This window comes from Kitasatospora sp. NPDC093679, from assembly GCF_040683455.1.
Classification (GTDB): Bacteria; Actinomycetota; Actinomycetes; order Streptomycetales; family Streptomycetaceae; genus Kitasatospora; species Kitasatospora arboriphila.
The window spans coordinates 73,444-98,719 of the sequence record NZ_JBFBDW010000021.1; the positions used below are offsets into that span (position 1 = coordinate 73,444).

The 25,276-nt window shown below is 74.7% G+C and carries 22 protein-coding genes; 7 read left to right on the forward strand and 15 right to left on the reverse strand.

Annotation, left to right across the window (positions count from 1 at the left end; translation table 11 throughout):
- Nucleotides 1-41: 41 nt before the first annotated feature.
- The gene (locus tag AB0O09_RS19235; RefSeq protein WP_363542827.1) at nt 42-1,790 is read right to left on the reverse strand and encodes an LCP family protein; all 1,749 of its coding nucleotides are present in this window, start codon (nt 1,788-1,790) and stop codon (nt 42-44) included.
- A gap of 269 nt (nt 1,791-2,059) precedes the next feature.
- Between AB0O09_RS19235 and AB0O09_RS19240 the strand changes: the two genes are divergently transcribed.
- On the forward strand, nt 2,060-2,791 hold the full coding sequence (locus AB0O09_RS19240) for a FadR/GntR family transcriptional regulator (RefSeq protein ID WP_363542828.1): 732 nt from the start codon (nt 2,060-2,062) through the stop codon (nt 2,789-2,791).
- Nucleotides 2,792-2,862: 71 nt separating this feature from the next.
- Nucleotides 2,863-4,110, forward strand: a complete 1,248-nt coding sequence (locus tag AB0O09_RS19245) for an MFS transporter (protein WP_363542829.1) — start codon at nt 2,863-2,865, stop codon at nt 4,108-4,110.
- A 27-nt stretch (nt 4,111-4,137) separates the two neighbouring features.
- Here AB0O09_RS19245 and AB0O09_RS19250 read toward each other — a convergent pair whose 3' ends face one another.
- From AB0O09_RS19250 to AB0O09_RS19295, 10 genes are all read right to left on the reverse strand, one after another.
- Nucleotides 4,138-4,854, reverse strand: a complete 717-nt coding sequence (locus AB0O09_RS19250; protein ID WP_363542830.1) for an ABC transporter permease — start codon at nt 4,852-4,854, stop codon at nt 4,138-4,140.
- Nucleotides 4,855-4,953: 99 nt separating this feature from the next.
- Nucleotides 4,954-5,871, reverse strand: coding sequence for an ABC transporter ATP-binding protein (locus tag AB0O09_RS19255; protein ID WP_344624368.1), 918 nt, complete (start codon nt 5,869-5,871; stop codon nt 4,954-4,956).
- A gap of 9 nt (nt 5,872-5,880) precedes the next feature.
- Nucleotides 5,881-6,786 carry an ABC transporter permease gene (locus AB0O09_RS19260; RefSeq protein ID WP_363542831.1) on the reverse strand — a complete coding sequence of 302 codons (906 nt, stop codon included), beginning with the start codon at nt 6,784-6,786 and terminating at the stop codon, nt 5,881-5,883.
- A complete protein-coding gene (locus AB0O09_RS19265; protein WP_344624366.1) occupies nt 6,770-7,744 on the reverse strand; it encodes an ABC transporter ATP-binding protein in 975 nt (324 codons plus the stop codon). Before AB0O09_RS19265 ends, AB0O09_RS19260 begins: the two co-directional genes overlap by 17 nt.
- Nucleotides 7,745-7,910: 166 nt before the next feature.
- Nucleotides 7,911-8,930: a hypothetical protein gene (locus AB0O09_RS19270; RefSeq protein WP_363542832.1), complete on the reverse strand. Its 1,020-nt coding sequence runs from the start codon at nt 8,928-8,930 to the stop codon at nt 7,911-7,913.
- A complete protein-coding gene (locus AB0O09_RS19275; protein ID WP_363542833.1) occupies nt 8,927-9,790 on the reverse strand; it encodes a hypothetical protein in 864 nt (287 codons plus the stop codon). Before AB0O09_RS19275 ends, AB0O09_RS19270 begins: the two co-directional genes overlap by 4 nt.
- Entirely contained in the window at nt 9,787-10,650 is an 864-nt protein-coding gene (locus tag AB0O09_RS19280) for a hypothetical protein (RefSeq protein WP_363542834.1), read from the reverse strand. Before AB0O09_RS19280 ends, AB0O09_RS19275 begins: the two co-directional genes overlap by 4 nt.
- A 52-nt stretch (nt 10,651-10,702) precedes the next feature.
- Entirely contained in the window at nt 10,703-11,452 is a 750-nt protein-coding gene (locus AB0O09_RS19285) for a hypothetical protein (protein ID WP_363542835.1), read from the reverse strand.
- Nucleotides 11,453-11,810: 358 nt separating this feature from the next.
- Nucleotides 11,811-13,034: a hypothetical protein gene (locus tag AB0O09_RS19290; RefSeq protein ID WP_363542836.1), complete on the reverse strand. Its 1,224-nt coding sequence runs from the start codon at nt 13,032-13,034 to the stop codon at nt 11,811-11,813.
- A gap of 177 nt (nt 13,035-13,211) precedes the next feature.
- A complete protein-coding gene (locus AB0O09_RS19295; RefSeq protein WP_363542837.1) occupies nt 13,212-13,358 on the reverse strand; it encodes a hypothetical protein in 147 nt (48 codons plus the stop codon).
- Nucleotides 13,359-13,469: 111 nt separating this feature from the next.
- Here AB0O09_RS19295 and AB0O09_RS19300 point away from each other — a divergent pair, with 111 nt between their 5' ends.
- On the forward strand, nt 13,470-14,357 hold the full coding sequence (locus AB0O09_RS19300) for an LLM class flavin-dependent oxidoreductase (RefSeq protein WP_363542838.1): 888 nt from the start codon (nt 13,470-13,472) through the stop codon (nt 14,355-14,357).
- A 308-nt stretch (nt 14,358-14,665) separates the two neighbouring features.
- Nucleotides 14,666-15,259 carry a hypothetical protein gene (locus AB0O09_RS19305; protein ID WP_363542839.1) on the forward strand — a complete coding sequence of 198 codons (594 nt, stop codon included), beginning with the start codon at nt 14,666-14,668 and terminating at the stop codon, nt 15,257-15,259.
- A 75-nt stretch (nt 15,260-15,334) separates the two neighbouring features.
- Here AB0O09_RS19305 and AB0O09_RS19310 read toward each other — a convergent pair whose 3' ends face one another.
- Nucleotides 15,335-16,228 carry a DUF72 domain-containing protein gene (locus tag AB0O09_RS19310; protein WP_363542840.1) on the reverse strand — a complete coding sequence of 298 codons (894 nt, stop codon included), beginning with the start codon at nt 16,226-16,228 and terminating at the stop codon, nt 15,335-15,337.
- A 252-nt stretch (nt 16,229-16,480) separates the two neighbouring features.
- Between AB0O09_RS19310 and AB0O09_RS19315 the strand changes: the two genes are divergently transcribed.
- The 3 genes from AB0O09_RS19315 to AB0O09_RS19325 all read left to right on the forward strand — a co-directional run bounded on the left by AB0O09_RS19315 (nt 16,481) and on the right by AB0O09_RS19325 (nt 18,803).
- Nucleotides 16,481-16,885 (forward strand): hypothetical protein, encoded by a 405-nt coding sequence (locus AB0O09_RS19315; RefSeq protein ID WP_363542841.1) that lies wholly within the window; start codon nt 16,481-16,483, stop codon nt 16,883-16,885.
- Nucleotides 16,886-16,980: 95 nt separating this feature from the next.
- Nucleotides 16,981-17,904 carry a hypothetical protein gene (locus tag AB0O09_RS19320; protein WP_363542842.1) on the forward strand — a complete coding sequence of 308 codons (924 nt, stop codon included), beginning with the start codon at nt 16,981-16,983 and terminating at the stop codon, nt 17,902-17,904.
- An 83-nt stretch (nt 17,905-17,987) separates the two neighbouring features.
- Nucleotides 17,988-18,803, forward strand: a complete 816-nt coding sequence (locus AB0O09_RS19325) for an HAD family hydrolase (protein WP_344624355.1) — start codon at nt 17,988-17,990, stop codon at nt 18,801-18,803.
- Between the two features lie 26 nt (nt 18,804-18,829).
- On the opposite strand, the gene AB0O09_RS19330 is transcribed toward AB0O09_RS19325, so the two are convergent.
- The 3 genes from AB0O09_RS19330 to cydB form a co-directional block, all read right to left on the reverse strand.
- Nucleotides 18,830-20,599: a GAF domain-containing protein gene (locus AB0O09_RS19330; protein WP_363542843.1), complete on the reverse strand. Its 1,770-nt coding sequence runs from the start codon at nt 20,597-20,599 to the stop codon at nt 18,830-18,832.
- Between the two features lie 226 nt (nt 20,600-20,825).
- Nucleotides 20,826-24,266: a thiol reductant ABC exporter subunit CydD gene (gene cydD, locus AB0O09_RS19335; protein WP_363542844.1), complete on the reverse strand. Its 3,441-nt coding sequence runs from the start codon at nt 24,264-24,266 to the stop codon at nt 20,826-20,828.
- Entirely contained in the window at nt 24,266-25,273 is a 1,008-nt protein-coding gene (cydB, locus tag AB0O09_RS19340; protein WP_363542845.1) for a cytochrome d ubiquinol oxidase subunit II, read from the reverse strand. Before cydB ends, cydD begins: the two co-directional genes overlap by 1 nt.
- Nucleotides 25,274-25,276: the final 3 nt, after the last annotated feature.

Genomic DNA, 25,276 nt, shown 5'->3' on the forward strand with positions numbered 1-25,276 from the left:
GCGGGCCGCCGGACCGGTGCTACCGGCCCGGCGCGGCCCGGTCAGCCGTAGCTGACGTTGGAGCAGGGGTCGTCGTCGGCGGAGCGGGCCTCCTTGGCGACGCTGGACGGCAGGGTGCTGGGCACCGCACCGGCCGCGCCGCCGGACCCGGTCGCGTAGTCCGTGCCGAGGACCAGGCTGACGCCGGCCTTGGTGGAGGACTGCAGGGTGGCGCCGGGGAAGAGCTTGGCCACCTGCTCGGCCTCCTCCTTCTGGCCGGGACCGTACTGCACGAGCGTCTTCTCGTGGTTCTGCGCGGCGGCGTTGCCGCGGGCCGCGATGGTGAAGCCGGAGCCGGTGAGGGTGGAGGCCGCCTTGGTGGTGAGCCCGCTGGTCAGGGTGCCGTTGTAGACGCCGACCTTGATGCCGGAGCCGTCGACGGTCACCGGGGTGGGGCTGGGGGCGGGGGCCGCGGGGGCCGAGGCGCCGGTGTCGGCGCTGGCGTCCTGGCCGTCCAGGGTGCGGTCGGCCTTGAGTGCCTGCCACAGGGTGTCGACGTCGGGGTGGACGAGGTCGATCCGGGCGCCGGAGAACTTCCACGGCGTGGTCAGGAACTTGATGTTGTGGAGGTCGATGTCCTTCATCTGCATGGCGAAGGAGATCAGCTTGGCCGGGGAGTTGAGGCCCGGGTCGACGATCATCGACTTGGTGGCGGCGTCGGCGAGCGGCAGCAGCGTGGTCGGGTCCATGCCCTTGCTCTTGACGCTCTTGATCAGCGAGGCCATGAAGGCCTGCTGGCGCTTCATCCGGCCGACGTCGGAGCCGTCGCCGATGCCGTGCCGCAGCCGGACGTAGTCGAGCGCGGCCTTGCCCTCGACCTTCTGCTCGCCCTTGGGGTAGAGCTGCTTGCCCTTCCTGCCCAGGTTGGGGTTGAGGTCGCCCTCGTAGATGGCGTTGGGGAGGCAGACGTTGACGCCGCCGACCGCCGAGGTCATCGCGGAGAAGCCCTCGAAGTTCACCACCATGGTGTGGTCGACGCGTATGTTCGTGAGCGCCTCCACCGTGTTCTGGGTGCAGGCCGGGTTGCCCTCCTCGGTGTTGCCGGTCGAGAAGGCGCTGTTGAACATGACGTCGGTCTTCTTCTTCGTCCACGAGCCGTCGGGCAGCTTGCAGGGCGGAATCTCGACCAGGGCGTCGCGGGGGAAGGAGACGCCGACGGCGTGCTTGTGGTCGGCGTAGACGTGCAGCAGGATCGTGGTGTCCGAGCGGGCTCCGCCGTCCTCGCCGCCGCCGAGGTCCTTGTTGTCGCCGCTGCGCGAGTCGGAGCCGATCAGCAGGACGTTGATCGGGGTGTGGCCGTTGGCGTCCGGGCTCGCGGCGTCGGGCCGGTTCTTGCTGAGGCCGTCGCCGTCGAACGCCTTGATGTTGCCGCTGAACTTCAGGTAGAGCGCACCGCCCGCGGCGGTGGCGAGGCCGAGCGTGGCGACCGCGACCCAGACCACGACCTTCTTGCGGCCCTTCGGCCGCTTGCGGGCCCGCCGGGCGTCCGCCCGACCGCCGCCGGAGCCGTCGTCGCCGCCGCCGCGGCCGCCCTGCTGACCGCGCCGCGCATCGGCGCGGCCGCCCTGGCGGGGCACCCGCGGGTCCTGCTCCTCGATGCGGCGCGGCCGCGGTGCCGCGGGGCGGCGCGGGGGCGCGGTGAAGGCGTCGTCGCGGCGCGGGGCGTCGTGGCGGTAGCCGTCCTGGTACGGGGCATCGTCGTGCCACCAGCCGGCGTCGTGGTCCGACGCCCCCGCCCTCTGGCCTGACATTCGTACACCTTCCACCGGCGCAGCCAACACGTGCCGCAGCAACGCACCCTGGTGGAGTACTGCCGCGTGAGCTTCTGCGGAGCATATAAAGGCATCATTGAAGAGTCACGGTCCGGGCCGCCGATTGCACAATCGGACAAGTCCCGTGGCCGACTCTCGAAGGAGATGCGACGAACTCGGGAGTAGCCGATTCTAGGTCGGTTGCCGCACCAGTCCAGTTGTAGGATGACTGGGCAAGCCGACCTCCGACTCGTGAAGGGAGCCCCGCCATGCCCGGCCGCACCGACGGACTGCACGCCGCAGGGCGCCGCTCCCTGGTCGACGAGACCATCGAGCAGCTGCGCGAGCAGCTCGGCGCGGGCGTGTGGCCGGTCGGGGAGCGCATCCCCACCGAGCACGAACTGGCCGAGCGCCTGCAGGTCGGGCGGAACACCGTGCGCGAGGCGATCCGGGTGCTGGTGCACTCCGGGATGCTGGTCTCCCGGCAGGGCGAGGGCACCTTCGTCCGCTCCACCACCGATCCGGGCGCGGTGCTGCGCGGCGTGCAGCGCTCCGGCGTCCGGGACGTGCTGGAGGTGCGCGCCGCGCTGGAGGCGGAGGCCGCCCGACTGGCCGCCGTCCGGCACACCGCCGAGGACGTCGCCCGGATGCGCGCCGCGCTCGCCCGGGAGGCCGAGGTGATGGCCGCCCACCCCGACCGGGCCGGCCGCGGGGCCACGGTCGAGCACGACCTGGAGTTCCACACCGCGGTGGTCGAGGCCGCCCACAACCCGGCGCTGGCCGAGCTGTACCGCTACTTCGGCGCCTCGGTGCGCGAGGCGATGCGGACGGCCTTCGGCGACCACGACATGCCCGAGGTCTCGCTGGAGACCCACGAGGCACTGGTCGACGCGGTGGAGAGCGGCGACCCGGACCGGGCCGAGGCGGCCTGTCGCGCGCTGCTGGCGGGGCCGACGGCCGCCGTCGAGCAGCTGATCGCCGCCATCGCGGCCCGGAAGTGACGACGGGGCCGAGCGCCCGCCCCCGCACTCCCGACCTCTGACGCACCGACTTCGAAAGAGCTCTGCCAACCATGGCGGTCACCCGCACCCCGCAGCCCGTCGCCACCCCGGTGGTCCGTACCCGCACCGCTCTCGCGCACCCCGCGCTGATGCTCGCCGGCATCCTCCTCGTCGCCCTGAACATGCGGGCCTGCCTGGCGGCGATCTCACCGATGGTCGGGGAGATCCAGCGCTCCCTCGGCCTCTCCGCCACCGCGAGCGGTCTGATCACCACCGTGCCGGTGCTCTTCCAGGGCGTCGGCGCGCCGCTCACCCCGCGGCTGACCCGGCGCTTCGGTGCCGAGCGCGTCGTCCTCGGCGCGGTGCTGGTGCTCGGCGCGGGCGTGCTGCTGCGGGTGCTGCCCTCAGCGGCCGCGCTGTACGCCGGGTGCGTGGTGATCGGCGTGGCGATCGCCGTGCTGAACGTGTCGATGCCCGCCCTGGTGAAGCGCGAGTTCCCGCACCGGGCGGCCGCGATGACCGGCGTCTACTCCACCACCATGCTGGTCGGCGCCACCCTGGCGGCCGGGGTGTCCGTCCCGCTGGAGCACGCGCTCGGCGGCGGCTGGCGCGCCTCGCTGGGTGCCTGGTCGCTGCTGGCGCTGGTCGCGGCGCTGGCCTGGCTGCCGCAGCTGCTGCACGCCCGCCGGGCGCCGGCGCCGGCCGTCCCCGCGGCCGCTCCGCGGACGGCTCCCGGCACGGCGGGCCGCGGCCCGTGGCGCTCCGGGGCGGCCTGGCAGGTCAGCGCCTTCATGGGGATCTCGTCGCTGCTGGTCTACAGCCTGGTCGCCTGGATGCCCACGGTGCTGGCCGACCACGGGATGGACCGCGGCGAGGCCGGCCTGGTCTTCGCCTTCTTCAACCTGGTGCAGGTGGCCGGGGCCTTCCTGGTGCCGCTGGTGGCCGGCCGGATGACCCGGCAGCGGGCGCTGGCCGCGGCGATGGCCGTGCTCAACGGCGTCGGCATCGCCGTCCTGCTGCTCGCCCCGGTCTCCGGCGCGTGGGCGGCGGCCGCCGTCCTCGGCGTCGCCCAGGGCGGTTCGCTGGGCCTGGCGCTGGCCTTCATCGTGCTGCGCACCGACAGCGCGGCGGGCGCCGCCCGGCTGAGCGGGATGGCGCAGGCCGTCGGCTACCTGGTGGCGGCGGCCGGGCCGGTCGGTGCCGGTGCGCTGCACCAGGCGACCGGCGGGTGGACGGTGCCGCTGGCCCTGCTGCTGGTGCTGGCGGGCGCCGCCGCCGCGGCGGGCTGGGGAGCGGGACGGGACGTCACCGTCCGCTGACGTCCCCGTCCCCGTGCCGCGGGTGCCTCACTCCTCCCCGGCGAGGGTGAGGCCGCCGAGGCGGACGGCGGCCAGCAGGGTGGCGGCCACCGCGACGACGACCAGCAGCGGGACGGCGACCGTGAGCGCCACGTCCGCCTCGATCGAGCCCCGGGCTGCGATCGACTTCGCCACCGACAGGCCCCACTGCTGGACGCTCAGCGTCCGGGCGCCGGGCACGAAGTTGCCGACCAGGCTCTCCCAGACCAGCGCGTAGCCGAGTCCGGCCACCACCGCGTGCCGGGTGGCGACGCCGAGCAGCAGGAAGAGCGCGCTGTAGGCGGTGCCGGCGACCAGCGTGCCGGCGGTGTAGGCGACGGCCAGGCCGTCCCGGGTGCCGCAGAGCACCAGGCCGGCGATCAGGGTGGGCACGGCGGCGAGCAGCCAGGTCGCGGCGACGGCCACGGTCAGCTTGGTGGTGATGATCCAGTGCCGGGGCAACGGCTTGGCGAGCAGGTAGACGATCGAGCCGTCCTCGATCTCGGTGGCGATCACGCCGGTGCCGACCACCAGAGTCAGGATCGGCAGCAGGGTGCCCATGCCGAGCCGGCCGAGGACGGTGGCGGCGAGGTCCTCCGGGGTGTCGGCGGTCAGCCGGGCGATGACGGCGACGAGCAGCAGCAGGGCGGGGACGACCAGCAGCAGGATGCCGCTGCGGCGCCCCAGCAGGCCGCGCACGGTCAGCCTGGCGACGGTCACGTTCACGGTTCGGCCTTCCTTCGGGCGTGGTTCGGGCGTGGGTGCCGGCGGGTCCGGCCGGTTCGGGGACGGTCCTGGGAGGTCCGGGGACGGTCCGGGGACGGCTCAGGAGGCGACGAGGTAGGAGAAGACGCTCTCCAGCGACTCGTCGGCCGGGGAGACGGTGTAGAGCCGGATGCCGGCGTCCTTGGCGACCCGGGGGAGCAGGGTGGTGAAGCCCTGGAAGTCGACGGCCTGGATACGCAGGGCGCGCTCCTGCCCGTCGAACTCGATGCCGGCGGTGGAGCCGTCCGCGATCAGTGCGGCGGCCAGCCGGCGGTCGTCGCTGGAGCGGACCAGGTAGCGGTGCGGGCGGCTGGTCATCAGCCGCCGGATCCTGCGGAAGTCGCCGGAGGCCGCGTGCCGTCCGGCGACCACGACCTCGATGTGCCGGGCGAGCTGCTCGACCTCCTCCAGGATGTGCGAGGAGAAGAGCACCGTGCGGCCCTCGGCGCCGAAGCGGCGCAGCAGCTCCATCAGCTGGAGGCGCTGGCGCGGGTCCATGCCGTTGAACGGCTCGTCGAGCAGCAGCACGGCGGGGTCGTGGACGAGCGCGGAGGCCATCTTGACCCGCTGCTTCATGCCCTTGGAGTAGGTGCCGGTCTTCCGGTCCTGGGCGTACTCCATCTCGACCAGGCCGAGGGCGCGCCGGGCGGCGGCGGCCGGGTCGGCGAGGCCGTGCAGCTCGGCGTTGGCGAGGACGAACTCCCAGCCCGTCAGGTAGTCGTACATCGACTCCCGCTCGGGGACGAGGCCGATCGCCCGGTACGCCTCCTGGTTGCGCCAGATCGGGACGCCGTCGAGGGAGACCTCGCCGGCGGACGGCGGCAGGAAGCCGCTCATCATGTGGATGAGGGTGGACTTGCCGGCGCCGTTGGGGCCGAGCAGGCCGGTGACGCCCGGCCCGATCTGCATGGAGACGTCGTTCACGGCGACGACGTTGCCGAACCAGCGGGAGACCCGGTCGATGGTGATGACGGCCATGGCGAGCTCTCAGATCTTCCGGTAGCGGCGGTCGGTGAACCAGTAGCAGGCTGCGGCGAGCAGCAGGATCTCGGCGCCGAAGAGCAGGGCGGCACCGGCACCGGGGGCGTGCACCACGCGCGAGTTGGCGACCAGGCCGAAGACCTGGTTGGTGAAGCCCTCGACGAGCCAGCTCGGGGAGAGCATCGCGGCCCAGTTGGCCTTCTCCGGGACCTCCGCCCACTCGCCGCCGGCCAGCACGTAGACGATCCGGGCGATCACGCTGCTGACCGCCATCACACCCATGATCGACGCGACGCCGAAGCCGCGGCGCGGCGTGCTCGCCGCGATCAGCAGGCCGATCGCGGAGTAGACGACCGCGTAGAGCAGGGCGGTGACCAAGCCGTAGAGCAGGTGGACGGTGTGGTGGCCGAAGTCCATCCGGCCGAGCAGCGCGCCGAGGTAGAGCACCAGCAGCGGGCCGGCCATGACGATCATCATCGCGCTGGTCATCGCCGCGAACTTGGCCCGCACGTAGTCGGCGCGGGTGATCGGGCGGGAGAAGTACAGCGGGACGGTGTGGTGCCGCAGGTCGCGGGAGAGCAGCACCGGCGCCTGGGCCGCGAGGAAGATCCAGGTCAGCACGCCGATCCAGCCCAGGAGCCCGGGGTAGTCCAGGATCGGCTTCTCCATCTTCATGAAGATCTGGATGGCGGCCACGATCAGGGCGATGAGCAGCGGCAGCGCCAGCACCACCATCGGCAGCACCTTGGAGCGGCCGGAGCGGCCGAGGCCGAAGGCGGCGCGCAGGCTCTGCTGGTACAGCGAACGGGTGGCGTAGCCGCGGCCCAGCCTGGGGCCCTCGTAACGGCGGTAGCCGATGTTGTGGATCACTCCGCCGTCGGCGGCGGTGCGGGCGTCAGGAGACGGATGCATCTGCGGGACCTCCTGTCCGCTCGGCGCGGTCGGCGGGCTGGGTGAAGATCTCGGCGACCCGGTGGCGGCGCTGCTCCAGGCGGACCAGGCCGAGACCGAGGTCGGCGACGGTGTCGCGGACGGTGTCGTAGGTGCTGTCGTCCTGGATCTCGACGAGCAGGATCCGGGAGCCGTCCATGGCGACGGAGAGCCCGGCCGCGGCGAGGCGCTCGCGGACGGCGGCGTCCGGGTCGGCGAGGGCGTCCTGCGGGTGGTCGGTCACCTCGACCGCGAGGACCTGGGTGGCCTCGGTGAAGGAGGCGGTGGAGGAGGACCGCAGGAGTCGGCCCCCGTCGATCACCACCAGGTGGTCGCAGGTGCGCTCCAGCTCTCCGAGCAGGTGCGTGGTGACCAGCACCGAGATGCCGAAGTCGGTGTGCACCCGGCGGATCAGGCCCAGCATCTCGTCGCGGCCGACCGGGTCGAGGCCGTTGGTCGGCTCGTCGAGCAGCACCAGCTGCGGGTCGTGGACGAGTGCCTGGGCGAGCTTGACCCGCTGCTTCATGCCCGTCGAGTAGCCGCCCATCGGGCGGTAGCGCTCCTCGTACAGGCCGACGTGGCGCAGGATGTCGGCGGTGCGCTCGCGGGCGGCCGCGGCGGGCAGGCCGGCCATCCGGGCCATGTGCACCACGAACTCGGTCGCGGAGACGTCCGGCGGCAGGCAGTCGTGCTCGGGCATGTAGCCGACCCGCTCGCGGATCGCGGCGCCCTCGGTGGCGATGTCGAGGCCGAGCACGCGGCCGGTGCCGGAGGTGGCCGGGGAGAGCCCGAGCAGGATCTTGATCAGGGTGGACTTGCCCGCCCCGTTGGCGCCCACCAGGCCGACCACCCCGGGCTGCACCTCTACGGTCAGCTGGTCGAGGGCGGTGACCCGGGGGAACCTCTTGGTGAGGCCGTCCGTTGCGATGACTGTGGACACGCCCCTCAACGTAGTGGTGCGGCGCCCCCACGGGAATGAGCTGGGATGACGAGCCCGGCGTGATCCTCCGGTATGACGGGGCGGCGACGTCCCCTAGGGGTCGCCGCCGCCCGTGACCTGCCCGGACCGGTCGTCGGCCCGGCCTCGGCCAGGCATCGGCCTGGAATCACAGCAGCATCTGCGACTGCAGCAGGGTCACCTGCCGGTAGGCCTGCAGCGGCACCCCGGCCGGGTTGGTCATCACGATGCTCACGGCCACGTCGCCCTGCGCCAGGAAGGCCGCGCGGGCGGTGGGCTGCCCCTTCGCCTTCTCCTCGGACGCCCTCACGGACAGGGTGGCCACGCCGAGCGACGGGTCGACCTCGACGTCGGAGAAGCCGAGTCCGGACACGCCCGCGGGCTGGGACGAGCCGAGCTCGGCCAGCATGCCGCTCGCCTCCCCCCGCGAGCCGAACCGGAACAGCCAGATGTCGGTGCGGGTGCCGTCGGCCGCCGTCCAGGTCCTGCGGGTGGCCGCCCGGCAGGCGAACTCGGTCATTCCCGCGTCCAGCCGGGCCTTCGCCGCGTTGCCCGCCGTGTAGTCGGCGCAGGCGACGAAGGACACGCCACCGGCGGCACCGGCGGACGGGGCACTGCTCGCCGAGGTACCGGCGGACGGGGCACCGCTCGCCGGGGTACCGCTCGCCGGTGCCGCCGGTGCGGGCACGCCGGCGGCGGGCCGCTCCGGCACCGCACCCTCGGGCAGCGGCAGCAGCAGACCGCGCAGGTCCGCGAAGTGGCGGCCGTACGAGGCCGCGTCGTCCGGTGCGGGCTTGCCCGACGGAAGCGGAGGGAGCGTCAGCGGCGGGAAGGCGTACCGGCCGTCGTTGGGGGTGGCCAGGCCCGGGATGTCGGTGCGGTCCGGCGCGGCGACGGCGAGCGCCGCCCCGGTGCCGGACAGCAGCAGCACGAGGGCGGCCGCGCCCCAGCGGAGCAGGGTGGCCCGGCTGCGGCGGCGGTCGACGCCCGCCGACTCCAGCAGTTCGGGAGCGCGGCCCCAGGCGTCGCCGGGCGCGGGCGTCCCGGCCACGGACGCCTCGACGACGGTCATCTCCGTGGCGGGAGTTTCCGTGGCGGGGGTCTCCGTGGCAAGGGCTTCCGCGGCGGGTTCCGGGGCCGGCGGCACGGGGGCGGTGGTGTCGGTCATGCGGACGCTCCGGGGATGGCCAGCCGGTCGAGCTGCTGGGCGAAGAGGGGGACGATGCGGTCCTTCGGCAGCGGGGCGATGCCCTGCACGCTCAGCACCACCCGCAGGTCGCCGACCGCGGCCGAGCACTCCAGCTCGTCGATCTCCGCGCCCGGAGCCAGGTGCGGCAGGTAACAATGCGCCTCGGGGTGGCCCGGGATCTGCGGTCCGCCGCGGAACAACCCGGAGTCCGAGCCGAGCGCCGCCACCCAGGCGTCGTGCGCCCGGACGGCGTCCTGGTGGTACTGCAGCAGCCAGACGGTCACCTGCAGGCTGCCGTCGTCGGACGCCAGGCCGCGCACGCCGCCGCCCTTGAGGACGGACTGCTGCCAGGCCTTGCGGACGCCGTCCTGCAGCTTGGCGGGCAGGCCGCGGACCTCGTCCTCGACCCACGCCTTGCGCTGTTCCTCGGTCAGTTCGGTGTCGTTGCCGAACTGACCGGAGTCCGGGCCCAGGTGGAAGCCGGCCGGCACCGGGAGCAGCAGGTCCCGCATGGAGCCGAAGTGGCTGCCGCCCTGCTTGGCGCCGAAGGACGGCGTGGCCGAGGCGGACGGCGCACCCGAGGGGGCCGCGGACGCGGACGCCGCGGGCCGGTCGTCCTGCTCGGTGTGGAGGATGCCGAGGCCGATGCCGACGCCGAGCAGTGCCGCGGCCGCCACGGACGCGGTGGCCCGGACGGCGAACGGCACCCGCGCCCGGCCCGGCCCGGCGGGTGCCGGCGGTGCGGTCGGTGCGGGCTGCTCGGGGGGTGCCGGCGGCAGCTCGGCGGCGGGCTCCGCTGCGGGCTCGGGGGCGGCCGGGTTCATGGTGGTGTCGCTCACTTCAGCCGCTCCCACTGACGGATCGCCAGGTTCTTGATCTCTTGGCCGTCGACGGGCTTCGGGGAGAACATCTCGATCCGCATGACGACGGATCCGCGGACGGCCGTCGCCTGGGCGGAGTAGTACTCCTCGGTGCTGTCGGCGTAGTGCTCCGGCTCCGCGGGGGCCTCGTAGTGGCCGTTGACGGTGCCCTCGATCGTCCCGCCGTTCTGCGGGACGACGATCGTGAACGCCGAGGCGGCCGATCCGATGTCGTCCGCGCCGAACTGGATGAGCTCGATCCGGTAGTGCACGTCGCCGCGGCGGTAGGCGAGCAGTGCGTCCCGCCGGAAGTGGTGCTGCATCAGGCGGCGGAACTCGCCGGCCGAATCGCCGACCATCATCGCCTTGTCGCCGGCGCTGAGCCAGCCCACGCCGGTGTCGCCGTAGCCGTAGTTGTCCCACTCCTCGGCGTCGGCGGGCCGCCCGATCAGCAGCTTCCGCAGGTCGCCGTCGATGGCGAGCGGCTTGGGTTCGGCGGCAGCGGCGGCGGCCGGGTCGAGCGGCTGCGCCGGGTAGTGCAGGGCCTCGACGGCGAGCGGCGGCAGCGGCGTCTCGGGCCTGGCGGCCTGGACGGCGTAGCCGATGCCGGCGCCGAGCACCGGCCCGAGCAGCACGGCGGCGAGCAGCAGCCGGGCGGTCCGCGGGGCCCGGCCGGGCGCGACCGGGGCGGCGGCTTCGGTCTCGGTCTCGGTGTCGGTGCTGGTCCCGGTTCCGGTGTCGGTGCTGGTCCCGGTTCCGGTGTCGGTGCTGGTCCCGGTTCCGGTGTCGGTGCTGGTCTCGGTTCCGGTGTCAGGGGACGCCGGGATGTCGGTGGTCACGGGGTGCTCCTGCTCGGAGGGGGAGGTCGCCGGATCCGTCTCCGGCCTGGGCTCAGCCACCGGTGGCCAGCCGTTCGCGCTGGCGCTTCATCGCGTCGACCAGCAGCGCCCTGTCGGGCGTGCCCTTCACGTACACGGTGATCTCGTACTGGACGTCACCGGAGAAGGAGACGCCGACCATCTTCCCCGTCCAGGCCTCCTGTTCGGGCTTGAGCATGATGCCCTTGGCGTTGTCGTCGCCCGCGATGTCGAAGGTGTCGCCGTGCTTGAAGCTCAGCCCGTCGGCGAACTCCTTGGCCATCTGCCGGCTCTTGAAGCGCAGCAGCCGGACGTACACCTCCTGGGTGCCGTCGGCGGTGCGGTAGCGGCGATCCGCGGCGTCGTCCTTGTAGCCGTACGAGCGGAGGATCTCCGGCATCTCCGACGCGTTGCCGAACTGCCCGGCGACGTCGTCGGTGCTCAGCGTGGTGCCGTCCGGGGCCCCGTAGGACTCGGCGCCGGCCGGCAGCGGCAGCAGGAAGTAGCGGATGTCGCCGCCGTGCGTGGAGCCGTCGACGGTGCCGTGCACGGTGCTCGCCGGGGAGGGCGTCGGCGAGGGCGAGGGCGCCGCCGGGGACGGCGTCGGGGACGGGGTGGCGGAGACCGTGGCCGCCGGGGCGGCGGACGGTGCCGCGACGGCCCGCGGCGGGTCGTCGGACCGTCCGACGGCCACGGTGGCGGTGGCACTGGCCGCCGTCACGGCGAGCAGGCCGACCGCGGCCAGCACCACCCGGGCCGCGCGCGGAAGCTGCCGCACCGTCACGGCACGGGCCGCAACGGCCCGGCCGTCAGAACCCTCTGCGGCAGCGGCGGGTGCGGGTATCTCGGCGCCCGGTGGGGCCGGAGCTTCGGGCGCGGCCGGAGCTCCGGCGGGTTCGGGCGCGGGCGCGTTTTCGGGCGCAGACAAGGGACTCCCCGTAAAAGGCAGGCGGATTGCCGCGCGCGGGCTCCGGACGGGCACCCCCGTTCGCCGCCGTCCGAGCCTCTGACCACGCGTGACACGGAATTATGAGAGCGCGGCGACCCGGCCGACAATCGAGTTCCCGGAGACATTCCGCGCGAGGTCCACCCATGTCCGACACGTCGTGATCGAACCGCAACGAGCGGCGGTTCTGCCGGTGTCAGTCCTCGCCCGGCTCCTGCTTCCCCGTCGGCCCGTCCGCCGTCGGCCCGTCCGCCGGGGGTCCGGCCGGGGCGGGTTCGGCCGAGGCGGGTTCGGCCGGGCCGGGTCGTTCGGCGGCCGGGGCGCCGGGCTGGCCCGGGACGTACGCGGCCGGCCGGGCGCGCAGGCCCGCCGCCTCGGCGAGGGCGACGTCCAGGCTCTCGCGCCGGATCCGGCGGTCGATGTACAGCAGGCCGTTGGTGAGCGGCGTCAGGGGCACGGTGAGTGCGGTGGCGAGCACGACGCCGATCACCGTGCAGAAGGCGAAGGTCACCAGTGCGGCCACGCTCGGCGGGGACGCCTGCGCGTACGGGTCTCCCGCCGCCGTACTCCCCATCGAGGCGAACAGCACGAACATGCCGACCACCATGCACGGCACCGCGACGATCTGGGCGGCGAACGAACCGACCAGTCCGACGATGTACGGGATGCCCAGGCTGCGCCACCAGTTGCCCTCGTTCAGCCGCCAGGCGCGGCGGATCGCGGCGACCGGCCGGGCGTCCTCCAGCACCAGGACGGGCACCTCCAGGACCAGGCGCACCTGCACGTAGACCGCGCCCACCCAGCCCGGGAGGAAGAACAGCGCGCCCAGGACGATCCCCGCCTCGGAGCCGAACAGCAGCCCGGCGAGCACCGGGAGCACGAAGGAGGCCACGAGGATGCCCGCGCAGATCAGGCCGGTGAGCAGCTGCGTCGCCAGCACCCGCCACAGCACCGGCCGTGCCTCGGCCCAGACCTCCCGGGTGGAGATCTTGCGGCCGATCACGGCGTACCGCACCACCACCGTGGCGGTCGCCGAGGAGACGGCGGAGAGTGCCGCCAGGACCACCAGGAGGAGCAGGAAGGCGCCGGCGACGGTCGCCGCCACGGCGACCGCGTCCGCCGTGGAGGGCAGCTCGTCGTCGTGGACGGCCTGCCACGGCCCGTCCAGCGCGACGGCGGCGACGGCGGCGAATGCGCCGAACGCCGCGACGGCGGCCAGGGCCGTCCACATCACCGGCACGAGCAGGGCGGCCGGGTAGCGCTGCACGGTCGTGAAGACGCCCGAGATGATCTCGCCGACGCCCAGCGGCCGGAGCGGCACCACCCCGGGCTTCGGCGCCTCCACGACGTACCCCCAGGGCGCCCCGCCCGGAGCACCGGGCCCGTGGTGCGGCCCCCGCCAGTCCCCGCCACTGCTCATTGCCGGTCCCCTCCCTCGACCCGCCGCGGCCGCGGCGCGAGACCGAAGCGTAGAAGGCGCCGCCGACGCCCCGCCGCCGGGGGTCGGGGACGAAGGACCGGGAGCGGGCCGAGCCGTCACGTGCTGCGGTGAAGACCTCCCGTCCGTCCGGCTCCTCAGGTCACCGGACGCTCAAGGTCAGGAGCCGTCCTGACCCGTCCGCGACCGGACGACCCAGAGCGTCCCCTGTCCGATCATCAGGACTCCTGCCAGCCGGGGCACGTGGCGTACGAGCGGATCGTCCCCCAGCGGGAACCAGCCCAGCGCGGTGCCAACGATCAGCACGATTCTGAGGACGGCGAGTGCCTCGTTCGCAGCGGTGGTCGAGCCCCTTGCCCGCCGACCTCGCGGCCGCCGCCACGGCTCTCGTGCCGGAGGTCCCGTAGGGTCGGGGGCATGCGTCTGAGCACCGTGATCCTCCCCATCCACCGGTGGAGCGAGGGGCAGAAGATCTGGCGGCGGGCCGAGGACCTCGGCTTCCACGCCGCCTACACGTACGACCACCTGTCCTGGCGGTCGTTCCGGGACGAGCCGTGGTTCGGGTCGGTCCCGACGCTGACGGCCGCGGCGACGGCGACCGAGCGGATGCGGCTCGGGACGCTGGTGACCTCGCCGAACTTCCGCCACCCGGTGACGCTGGCGAAGGAGCTCATCACGCTGGACGACGTGTCCGGCGGCCGGACGACGCTGGGCATCGGGGCCGGCGGGATCGGGTTCGACGCGACGGCGCTCGGGCAGGAGGCGTGGTCGCCGAAGGAGCGGGCGGACCGGTTCGGCGAGTTCCTGCCGCTGCTGGACGAGCTGCTGCGCGAGGACTCCACGACCAGCGCGGGCACGTACTACTCGGCCGTCGAGGCGCGGAACATCCCCGGCTGCGTGCAGACGCCGCGGCTGCCGTTCTACGTGGCGGCGACCGGCCCGCGCGGGCTGCGGCTCGCGGCCGAGTACGGCCAGGGCTGGGTGACGTACGGGGACCCGAAGGGTCCGGCGGACGTTCCGGTGGAGCAGGCGCCCGCGGTGGTCGCCGCGCAACTGGCGAAGCTGACGGCGGCGTGCGAGGCCCGCGGCCGCGATGCGGCCGAGCTGGAGAAGGTGCTGCTCCAGGGCTCGACGGCGGAGAAGCCGCTGCAGTCGCTGGGCGCCTTCGTGGACTGGGCCGGCACCTACCGCGAGATCGGCATCACCGAGCTGGTGATCCACTGGCCCGTTCCCGACTCGATCTTCGAGAACGACCTCACCGTGTTCGAGGAGATCGCCACCGAGGGCCTGGCCCAGCTGGGGTGAACCGGCGCGCCGGGGCGCACGCGCCCTCGCGCGAAGTGCGCCCCGACCGCCTGCGACGATCGCAAACCGTTACCCGACGAAGCGATCTGATGATGATTTAGTTGTCCTCCGTGACACATCCATTCATACGAAGGACAACCGCCGTCTGCGGGCTCGCTTCCGTCCTCCTGCTCCCCGCGTGCAGCGGGTCCGGTTCGAACGGCGCCGCTGCACCCCCGTCCACGACCGCGACCGCCGCACCGTCCGCCGCCGCACCGTCCGCCGCCGCGCCGTCCGCCACGGGGGCGGCCGGCTCGAGTGCGCCCGCGGTGCGGGAGGCGCCCGACGCCCCTGCACTCGCCGCCTCGGTGGCGCTGAAGCCGCAGGAGTGGGCGGCCGGGTTCGTGCCCGGCGACCCCTACGAGGTGGCCGCCCTGGCCGAGCGGATGGTCGACACCTCCTGCGCGTACGTGCCCAACTCCCAGGGCACCGGCCTGATCGGGGCGATGGCGCGAACGGTGCGCCGGTCGGCGGCCGGCGCGAACGCCGCGGTGCTCGGCCGTTCGGCGGCCGAGGTGTACGTGCGGGCCGAGGACGCGCACGAGGCGGTCTCCGCGCTGCGCACCGACGCCCGCCGGTGCCAGGAGGTGACCGACGACCAGTACGGCCGGAAGTACCGGGCCACCCGCGAGGTCGCCCCGCCGCGGACCACCGCCGCCGACGAGGTCTACGCCGAGGAGGGGCAGACCTCCGCGCTGAGCGGCGGCGCGGCCGAATTCCCGTTCGTCCACGTCGCGGCCCGCCGCGGGGCGACGGTCGTCGAGGTGTTCGTGGCGGTGGAGCAGGCGCAGGGCCTGGCCGCCGCCCGCGAGCAGTCCCGCACGGTACTGGCCGCCCTGCTGGGCAAGCTGCCTCCGCAGTAGTCCGTCGGACGAGGGGCGGCGCACCGCCGCCCCTCACCCGGCCCGACGCGGGTTCCTCCGCGGAGGGGCGGCCCGTCAGTCCACGGGCGCGGGCGCCGCAGAGGTGTCGAGCAGGCGGCGCATCGACTCCGCGGCTCGGGCGGCCGCGTCGCCGCAGCAGTTGTTGAACAGGACGTGGACCTCGCGGGCCCGGTCCGCCATGGCGTGGATGCGCGGCGCCCAGGACGCCAGTTCCTCGGGCGTGTACGTGTGGCGGAACCTGTCCTCCTTCGAACCGGTCCCCCAGGCGGGGCTGCGCCCGTGGAAGCGCACGACCGCGAGCCGGTCGGAGGTGACCGGGGCGACCGGGGGCACGGACACGGGGAGCGTCTGCACCATGTCCACGGCCACGGCGGCCATCCCCAGCTCCGCCAGCAGGCCGGCGGTGGCGGCGTAGTGCGCCTCCCGCCACCAGTCGGGGTGCCGGAACTCGACGGCCACGGGCCATCCCGCGGTGCGCTCCCGGCAGCGGCGCAGGAACGCCTCCGCCGGCCCGCCCGGGGCCAGTCCCGGGGGGAACTGGAAGAGCACCGCCCCCAGGCGTTCCGCCCCGCGCAGCGGCAGGAGGGCTCCACTGAAACGGGCCCACACCTCGTCGAGCAGTCCGGGGTCCGGCTCCGTCCGGCCGCGCTGCCGGGCGAGGACCGGCCGCAGATCCGCGGGCAGCGCAGCCGACCGGGTCGGATGCCCGGTGAGCAGCGAGAACGCCTTCACGTCGAAGCGGAAGCCGGCCGGCGAACGCTCCGCCCACAGGGCGCTGTTGCGGGTGCTGGGCAGCCCGTAGTAGGTGGCGTCGACCTCCACCACCGGGAACCGCGCGGTGTAGTACCGCAGCCTGGCCTCCGCGCCGCGGTGGCCCTCCGGGTACCAGCCGCTGGCCACGAACGCCCGGTCCGTCCAGGAACACGTACCGACTCGGATCTCTCCCATGCCACCGCGTCTGCCCGGTACGGCGCGACCGATTCGGTGGCCGGGCCGGGGCCGCCCGGCCCCGCGACGCACCGCCCGGTCCCGACCGCCGGTCCCGGGGCGGTGCAGCCCTGCCGGCAGAGCTGCTGCGGCGGTGGCCGACGCCGGTCCGCGGAGGTGCCCGGCGGCTCGCCGCGGGGCGTCCGCTCCGGGCCGCCGATACGGGGAGGGGGTATCGTCGGCGAACGGGACACCACGGCGGAGGGAGGCGCAGTGCACGGCAGGACGACCGGTGCCAGGACCGCCGTGCTCTGTGCCCTGCTGCTCGGCCTCTTCCTGATGCACGGCAGCCCCGCCTCGGCGGCCGACGGCTGCCACACCGACCGCCGTACGGGCATGCCGGCCGTCGCCGCGCACGCCCACGGGTCGGCCGTCCGGGCTGCCGGGGGGCCGGCCGTCCGGGCGCCTCAGCCGTACGGCACCGGCGGCCACTGCGTCTCCACCCAGGCGCGGGGCGGCGCACCACTGCCCGCGCCGGGTCCGGCCCCGCTGTGCGGGGACGGTGCGGCGGCCGGACCGGACGGCCCGGGTGCCGCACCCACGGCCGGGGAGAGCGGACGGGCGCCCCCGGACGGCGGTCGCGGGCTGCTGCTGAAGGTGTGCGTGGCGCGCAGGTGAGGGTGCCACCCGGGTCCCGGCGGGGATCCGGGCGCTGCCGTCCGCCCTCACCGGGCCCCGTCGGGGCCCGCACACCTCGGAGCACATCTGTGACCATGAAGAACCGCCGGACCCGCGTGCTCGCGGCCGCCCTGCTCACCCTCGCCCTGACCGGCTGCGGCTCCGCCGCGAGCAGCGACGGCATGTCCGGCATGCACCACGGCTCGGGCGGCCACGCCCACGCCACGGCCTCCGGCGCGGCCGGAACCGGGGACACCACCGGCCACGACATGCCCGGACACGACGCGGGCGGCCACGACGCGGCCGCCGGCGACGGACTCGCCGCCGAACAGGGCGGCTACCGGCTGGACCTGGCCGCGGCCGAACTGCCCGGCGGCTCCCCCGCCGAACTGCGGTTCACCGTGGCCGGCCCGGACGGCGCCCGGCTGACCGCCTTCCAGCCCGAGCAGACCAAGCCGATGCACTTCTACGCGATCCGCTCGGACCTCACCGGCTTCCAGCACCTGCACCCCGCGATGGCCGCCGACGGCACCTGGACGGCGCCGCTCACCGCGCTGCGGCCGGGCAGCTGGCGGGTGTACGCCTCGTTCGTGCCGGACGCCGGCCCGGGCAAGGGCGCGGGCCTCGTGCTCAGCCGCCCGGTGACCGTGCCGGGCACCGCCGCCGACACCCCGCTGCCCGCCGCCGCGGCCACCACCACCGTCGACGGCTACACGCTGACCGTGGCGGGCACGCCCACCGCGGGCACCGCCACCGAGCTGAAGGTCACCGTCAGCAAGGACGGCCGACCCGTCACCGACCTGCAGCCCTACCTCGACACCTTCGCCCACCTGACCGCCTTCCACGCCGGCGACCAGGCCTTCGCCCACCTGCACCCGCAGGCGGCCCGGGGCGCGGCGGGCGGCCCCGAGCTGACCTTCCACGCCGAACTGCCGAAGCCGGGCGACTGGCGGCTGCACCTGCAGTTCCAGACCGGCGGCACGCTGCACACCGCCGCGCTGACCCTGCGCGCCGCCTGACCGCCCGTCCCGGGAGGGCCCGCACCGGCCCTCCCGGGACCGCCCCCTCCCGGGGCCGCCGCCCGGTACGCGAAGATGGACCGGTGACCCCCACCACCCCTCGCCCCCGCCTGATCGCCACCGACCTGGACGGCACCCTGCTGTGCAGCGGCGGCACCGTCTCCGACCGGACGGCGGCGGCCCTCGCCGCGGCCGAGCGGGCCGGCCTGCAGGTGGTGTTCGTGACCGGCCGCCCGCCGCGCTGGATGGCCCAGCTCAGCGGACACATCGGCGGCCACGGGGTGGCCATCTGCTCCAACGGCGGCGCGGTCGTCGACGTCCGGCGGGGCGAGCTGCTGGAGACCTTCCCGCTCGGCACCGAGGAGGCCCTGGCGGTGGTCCGCGCGCTGCGCGAGCGGCTGCCCGGCACCGCGTTCGCCTTCGAGTTCCCCGGCGGGTTCGCGCGGGAGCCCGAGTACACCCTGGTGATGTGGGAGTCCGACAAGGAGCACCCGGTCGCGGACGCCGAGAAGCTGATCGCCGACGGCCGGGTGGACGGCCTGTTCAAGCTGCTCGCCAAGCACCCCGACCTCGACCCGGACACCTTCCTCGTCCGCGCCCGCGAGGCCGCCGGGCACCTCGCCGAGATCACCCGGTCCAGCCCGGTCAGCCTGCTGGAGATCAGCGCCGCGGGTGTCACCAAGGCCAGCACCCTGGCCCGCTGGTGCGGCGAGCAGGGCATCGACCGCTCCGAGGTGGTCGCCTTCGGCGACATGCCGAACGACCTGGAGATGCTCGCCTGGGCCGGCGCCTCGTACGCCGTCGCCAACGCCCACCCGGACGTGCTCGCCGCGGTGGCCCAGCACACCGTCAGCAACGAGGACGACGGCGTGGCGGCCGTCATCGAGACGCTCTTCTGAGGAGCGGGCGGCGCTGCCGGGGACGGTCAGAGCCTGGCCGACCAGCGGACCCGGGTGCCGCGGCCGCGCGGGCCGGGCTCGTGCCAGGCGTCGCCGCCCAGCGCCTCCGCGCGCCGGGCGAGGTTGCGCAGCCCGCTGCGGCGCCCGCCCTCCGGGATGCCGACGCCGTCGTCGGTGACCGTCAGCAGCACGCCCGGCCGCCCGCTCTCCAGCACCTCAAGTTCGCCGGTGAGCGGCCGCCCCTCGGCGTCCAGGTGCACCGTCGCGTCGACCTCGACCGCCACCCGGGACGCCCGGGCGTGCCGGGCCGTGTTGGACAGCATCTCCCGCAGCGCGGCCAGCAGCTGACGGCCCGTACCCGCTCCCACCAGGCTCTCCACCGGCCCGGTGAACCCGACCGACGGCTTGAACCCGAGCGCCGCCGCGGCCTGGCTGGCCTCGCGCAGCACCCGGGTGCGCAGGGTGTCCGGCTCGTTCCCGGTGTCGTGCTGCAGGGCGTAGATCGTGGTGCGGACCTCCTGGATCGTCGCGTCCAGCTCGTCCACCGCCTTGCCGATGCCCTCCTGCACCTCCGGGACGACCGCCCGGCGGGCCGCCCCCTCCAGCATCATCCCGGTGGCGAACAGCCGCTGGATCACCAGGTCGTGCAGGTCGCGGGCGATCCGGTCGCGGTCCTGGAACACCGCCAGCCGCTGCTGGTCCCGCTGGCCCTCGGCGAGCCGCAGCGCCAGCGCCGCCTGTGAGGCGAAGGTCTGCGCGAGCTGCTTCTCCCCGTCGGTGAACGGCGTCGTCCCCCGGGTCCGCCACACCACCAGCCCGCCGAGCACCCGGCCCGCCGACACCATCGGCACCGCCAACGCGGGGCCGAACCGGCGGGCCAACCGGAACACCACGTCCGGATCCGTGGACATGTCCTCGAAGTAGACGCTCTCCCCCGCCAGCAGCCGCCCGGCGAAACCGCCCTGCGGCATCAGCTCCCCCCGGACGAACTCGGCGGCCTCGCCCGAGGCGTGCGCCACCCGCAGCCGGCCGTCCGAGGTCGGCAGCAGGATCATCCCCAGCGCACCGTCCGCCAGGTCCCGGACCTGCTCGGCGGCGACCGTCAGCGCGACCTCGGCCTCGTCCGTGGAGAGCAGCGCCGTAGTCACCGCCGCCGCACCCGCGATCCACCGCTCCCGGCGGCGCCCCGCCTCGTACAACCGGGCGTTCTCGATCGCCACCCCGGCGGCCGTCGCCAGCGCCTGGACCACCTGCTCGTCCTCCGGGGTGAAACCGCCGCCGCCCTGCTTCTCGGTCAGGTACAGATTGCCGAACACCTCGCCGCGGACCCGGATCGGCACCCCCAGGAACGAGGTCATCTGCGGGTGGTGCGGCGGGAAGCCCGACGACCGCGGATCCTTCCGCAGATCGGCCAGGCGCAGCGGCTCCGGGCGGTCGATCAGCGCGCCCAGGATGCCGCGGCCGGCCGGGAGCTCGCCGATCCGCGCCGCCGTCGCGTCGTCGATGCCGACGTGGATGAAGTCGGAGAGGCCGCCCTGCGGAGAGACCACGCCGAGGGCGGCGTACTCGGCGTCGACCAGCTCGGCGGCGCCGGCGGCGATCCGCTGCAGCGTCACGTGCAGGTCCAGGCCCGCGCCGACCGAGACCACGGCCTCCAGCAGCCGTTGCATCCGGTCGGTGACCGCGGCGGCCGACTGCAGGCGCTCGGACACCTCGCTGACCAGGGTGTCCAGGCCCAGCGAGGAGATCTCAGAGATCCGGCCCCGGCTCCGGCTCCGGCCGGCAGGCGACTCCATGCAGCCGAGCGTATGCCGCACCCGACCGACCCGCAGGACACCCCGGAGGACACCCGGGGGCAGCCCCATCAGGGGCGCGGGGAACTGCGCACGTCGGATGCGGGCACCGTGCGAACCGAGCCGGGCCCGGTTCAGTCGATGCGCCACTCCCGGACTGCGCAGTTCCCCGCGCCCCTGGGGTGCCCTCCGCAGTTCCCCGCGCCCCTGGGGTGGCTGCCCCCGGGGGTTACCCGCGGGCGGGGGTGAGTTCGTGGTGGGCGAGGGTGGCGAGGAGGGAGCCGGGACGGGTGATGAGGTCGGACCAGCGGCCGCGTTCGGCGATGCGGCCGTGGTCGAGGACGATCACCTCGTCGACGGCGGTGTCGTCGAGGCCGGCGAGGCGGTGGGTGATGAGGAGGGTGGTGCGGCCGGCGGTGGCGGCGAGGAGGTCCGCGGTGAGGGCGTCGGCGGTGGGCAGGTCGAGGTGTTCGGCGGGCTCGTCGAGGATCAGTACGGGGAAGTCGGCGAGCAGGGCGCGGGCGAGGGCGAGCCGCTGGCGCTGGCCGCCGGAGAGCCGGGCGCCGTGTTCGCCGACCATGGTGTCGAGTCCGTCGGGGAGGGTGTCGGCCCAGGGCAGCAGGCGGGCGGCGGCGAGCGCCCCGCGGAGGGCGTCCTCGTCGGCGTCCGGCCGGGCGAGCCGCAGGTTCTCCCGCAGGGAGCTGTCGAAGACGTGGGCGTCCTGCGCGCAGAGGCCGATCACCCGGCGGACGTCCTCGCCGGTGAGGGTGCGGGTGTCGGCGGCGTCGGGCCCGAGGGTGATGCTGCCGGCGGTCTGGTCGAGGAAGCGCAGCAGGACGTGGGCGAGGGTGGTCTTGCCGGAGCCGGAGGGGCCGACGACGGCGATCCGGCGGCCGGGGGTGAGGTCGAGGTCGATGTCGTGGAGGGCGTCGGTGTGCTGTCCGGGCCAGCGGGCGGTGAGGCCGCGGACGGCGACCGGCAGGGGGGCGGCGGGCAGCGGGCGGGGTTCGGCGGGTTCGGTGACGGGTTCGGGGGCGGTGAGGACCTCGTCGAGGCGGGCGCGGGCGGTGCGGCTGCGCTCGCGGAAGCGGACGGCGGTGGGCATCCCGGCGACGGCCTCGAACGCGGCGAGCGGGGTGAGGACGACGACGGCGAGGCAGACCCCGGGCAGGGTGCCGGTGCTGACGCCGTGCACGCCGACGGCGGCGGCGAGGACGACGGTGAGTCCGGTGACGAGGGTGGTGAGTCCGGCGCCGAGGGCGGTGCCGGCGGCGGAGCGGGCGGCGAGGCCGGTGAGCCGGTCGTCGGCGTCGCGGGCGGCGGCGAGGCGGCGGGGGAGGGCGCCGGCGACGGTGAGTTCGGCGGTGCCGGTGAGGGTGTCGAGGACGGCGGTGGTGAGGGCGCCGCGGGCGGCGGCCTGACGGCGTTCGGCGCGGCCGGAGATCCGGGCGGCGAGTGCGGGGACGGCGGCGCCGGCCAGCAGCAGGCCGAGGGCGAGGACGGCTCCGGCGGCGGGCAGCAGCAGGCCGAGGGCGGCGGCGGAGCCTGCCGAGACGAGCGCGGCGACGGCGGCGGGCAGCCGCCAGCGCAGGTGGTGGTCCTGGACGGCGTCGACGTCGGCGACGAGCCGGGCGAGCAGGTCGCCTCGACGGTAGGCGGGCAGCCTGGCCGGGGCGAGCCGTTCGAGGCGGCGGTAGACGGCGACCCGGACGCCGGCCAGCGCCTTGAGGACGGCGTCGTGGGAGACCAGCCGTTCGGCGTAGCGGAAGACGGACCGGCCGATGCCGAAGGCGCGGACGGAGGTGACGGCGACCATCAGGTAGAGCACCGGCGGCATCTCGGAGGCGCGGGAGATCAGCCAGCCGGAGGTGCCGAGGAGGGCGACCGCGCAGCCGAGGGCGAGGGTGCCGAGCAGGACGGCGCCGGCGAGCCGGGGCCGGGTCGGCGGGTGGGGTTCGGGTCCGTCCTCGGTGGCGGGCCGGACCTGCACGGGTCGGACGGCAGCGGGCTCGGCGGGCGCGACGGGCAGCGGTTCGGCCGGGGCGTCGGCGGCGGGGCCGGGCAGGTGGTGGACGCGGTCGGCGGCGGCGAGCAGGGCGGGCCGGTGGGCGACCAGCAGGACGGTGCGGGTGCCGTGCAGGGCGCGGACGGCGTCGACGACGGCGGCCTCGGTGGCGTTGTCGAGGTGGGCGGTGGGCTCGTCGAGGACCAGCAGCGGCCGGTCGGTGAGCAGGGCGCGGGCGAGCGCGAGGCGCTGCCGCTGGCCGGCGGAGAGGCCGGCGCCGCCTTCGCCGAGCGGGGTGTCGGGGTCGGCGAAGTCGAGGGCGTGGGCGGCGGCGAGCGCGGCGGCGACCTCGCCGTCGGTCGCCCCGGGGTGGGCGAGCCGGACGTTCTCGGCGACGGTGCCGGCGAAGAGGTGGGGGTGCTGGGGCACCCAGGCGATCTGCCGGCGCCACTCCTCGGGGTCGAGGTCGGCGAGGTCGTGGCCGCCGACCCGGACGGTTCCCGTGTCGGGCCGGACGAAGCCGAGCAGCGCGGCGATCAGGGTGGACTTGCCGGCGCCGCTGGGCCCGGTGAGGGCGGTGGTGGTGCCGGGTTCGAGGGTGAGGGTGGCGCCGTCCAGGGCGGGGGTGCTGCGGCCGGGGCGCAGCACGGTGACCGCGTCGAGTTCGACCGGGGTGGTGGCGAGCGGCGGGACGGGGCGGGTGCCGGCGGCGGGCAACGGGGTCTCCAGCAGGTCGAAGACCTGTCCGGCGGCGCTGAGTCCTTCGGCGCTGGCGTGGTAGAGCGCGCCGACCTGGCGGATCGGCAGGTGGACCTCGGGGGCGAGGACGAGGACGAGCAGCCCGGTCTCCAGGTCGAGGGTGCCGTCGACCAGCCGGAAGCCGACGGAGACGGCGACCAGGGCGACGGAGAGGGTGGAGAGGAGTTCCAGGGCGAAGGAGGAGACGAAGGCGATCCGCAGGGTGCGCAGGGTGGCGCGGCGGTGCTCGTCGGTGATCCGGGCGATGGTGCGGGCCTGGGCCCTGGCCCGGTCGAAGACCTTGAGGGTGGGCAGGCCGGCGACCACGTCGAGGAAGTGGTGGGAGAGCCGGGCGAGCTGCTGCCACTGGCGGTCGGTGCGGGCCTGGGTGGCGAGGCCGATCAGCACCATGAAGAGGGGGATGAGCGGCAGGGTGACGGCGATGATCGCGGCGGAGACCCAGTCGGCGCCGAGGATCCGGGCGAGGACGACGGCGGGGACGACGACGGCGAGGGCCAGCTGCGGGAGGTAGCGGGCGAAGTAGTCGTCGAGGGCGTCGATCCCGCGGGTGGCGAGGGCGGCGAGTTCGCCGGTGCGGCGCCCGTCGAGGGCGTCGGGGCCGAGTGCGGTGGCGTGGTCGAGCAGCCGGCCGCGCAGGGTGGACTTGACCCGGGCCACCGAGCGGTGGGCGGTGAGTTCGGTCAGCCAGGCGACGGCGGCCCGCCCGGCCGCGGTGGCGGCCAGGGCGAGCAGCGGTCCGGTGAGGTCGTACCGGTGCTGCTGGAAGGCACGGACGACGATCTCGGCGATCAGGCCGGCCTGGACGACGACCAGGACGGCCCCGGCTCCGCCGAGCAGGACGGAGCCGGCGAGGAAGGCGCGGGTGGCGGCGGCGTACCGCAGCAGCCGGGGGTCGACGGGCTTCATCAGTGGTGCACTGCCGCGGGGATGTGCTGGACGCCGATCCGCCGGCGGAACACCCAGTACGTCCAGCCCTGGTAGAGCAGCACGATCGGGGTGAAGACCAGGGCGACGACGGTCATCACCTTGAGGGTGTAGGCCGAGGATGCGGCGTTCTCGACGGTGAGGCTCCAGGCGGGGTTCAGGGTGGAGGGCATCACGTCGGGGAAGAGCGAGAGGAAGAGCATCGCGGTGGCGGCGGCCACGGTGGTGCCGGAGAGGGCGAACGCCCAGCCCTCGCGGCCGACCTGGTTGGCCGCCAGGGCACCGAGCAGGGCGAGCACGGCGACGACGAGGGCGGCGAGGCTCCAGCCGTCGCCGGAGTCGGCCTGGGTCCAGATCAGGAAGGCGGCGGCGAGGACGGCGGTGGCGAGCCCGAGCCGCAGCGCCTGGGCCCGGGCCCGTTCGCGGATCTCGCCGACGGTCTTGAGCGCGGTGAACACGGCGCCGTGGAAGGTGAAGAGCACCAGGGTGGTGAGCCCGCCGAGGATCGCGTACGGGTTCAGCAGGTCCCAGAAGGTGCCGGTGTAGTTCTTCTGCGCGTCGATGTCGACGCCGTGGACGATGTTGGCGAAGGCCACGCCCCAGAGGAAGGCGGGGATCAGGGAGGTCCAGAAGACGGCCAGCTCCCAGTTGCGCTGCCAGTTCTCCTCGGTGCGCTTGGCCCGGTACTCGAAGGCGACGCCGCGGACGATCAGGCAGACCAGGATGACCAGCAGCGGGATGTAGAAGCCGCTGAACAGCGTGGCGTACCAGTCGGGGAAGGCCGCGAAGGTGGCACCGCCGGCGGTCAGCAGCCAGACCTCGTTGCCGTCCCAGACCGGGCCGATGGTGTTGATCAGGACGCGCCGCTCGGTGGTGTTCCGGGCGAGGGTGCGGGTGAGGATGCCGACGCCGAAGTCGAACCCTTCGAGGAAGAAGTAGCCCGTCCACAGGACGGCGATGAGGATGAACCAGAGGTCGTGGAGGTGCATGCC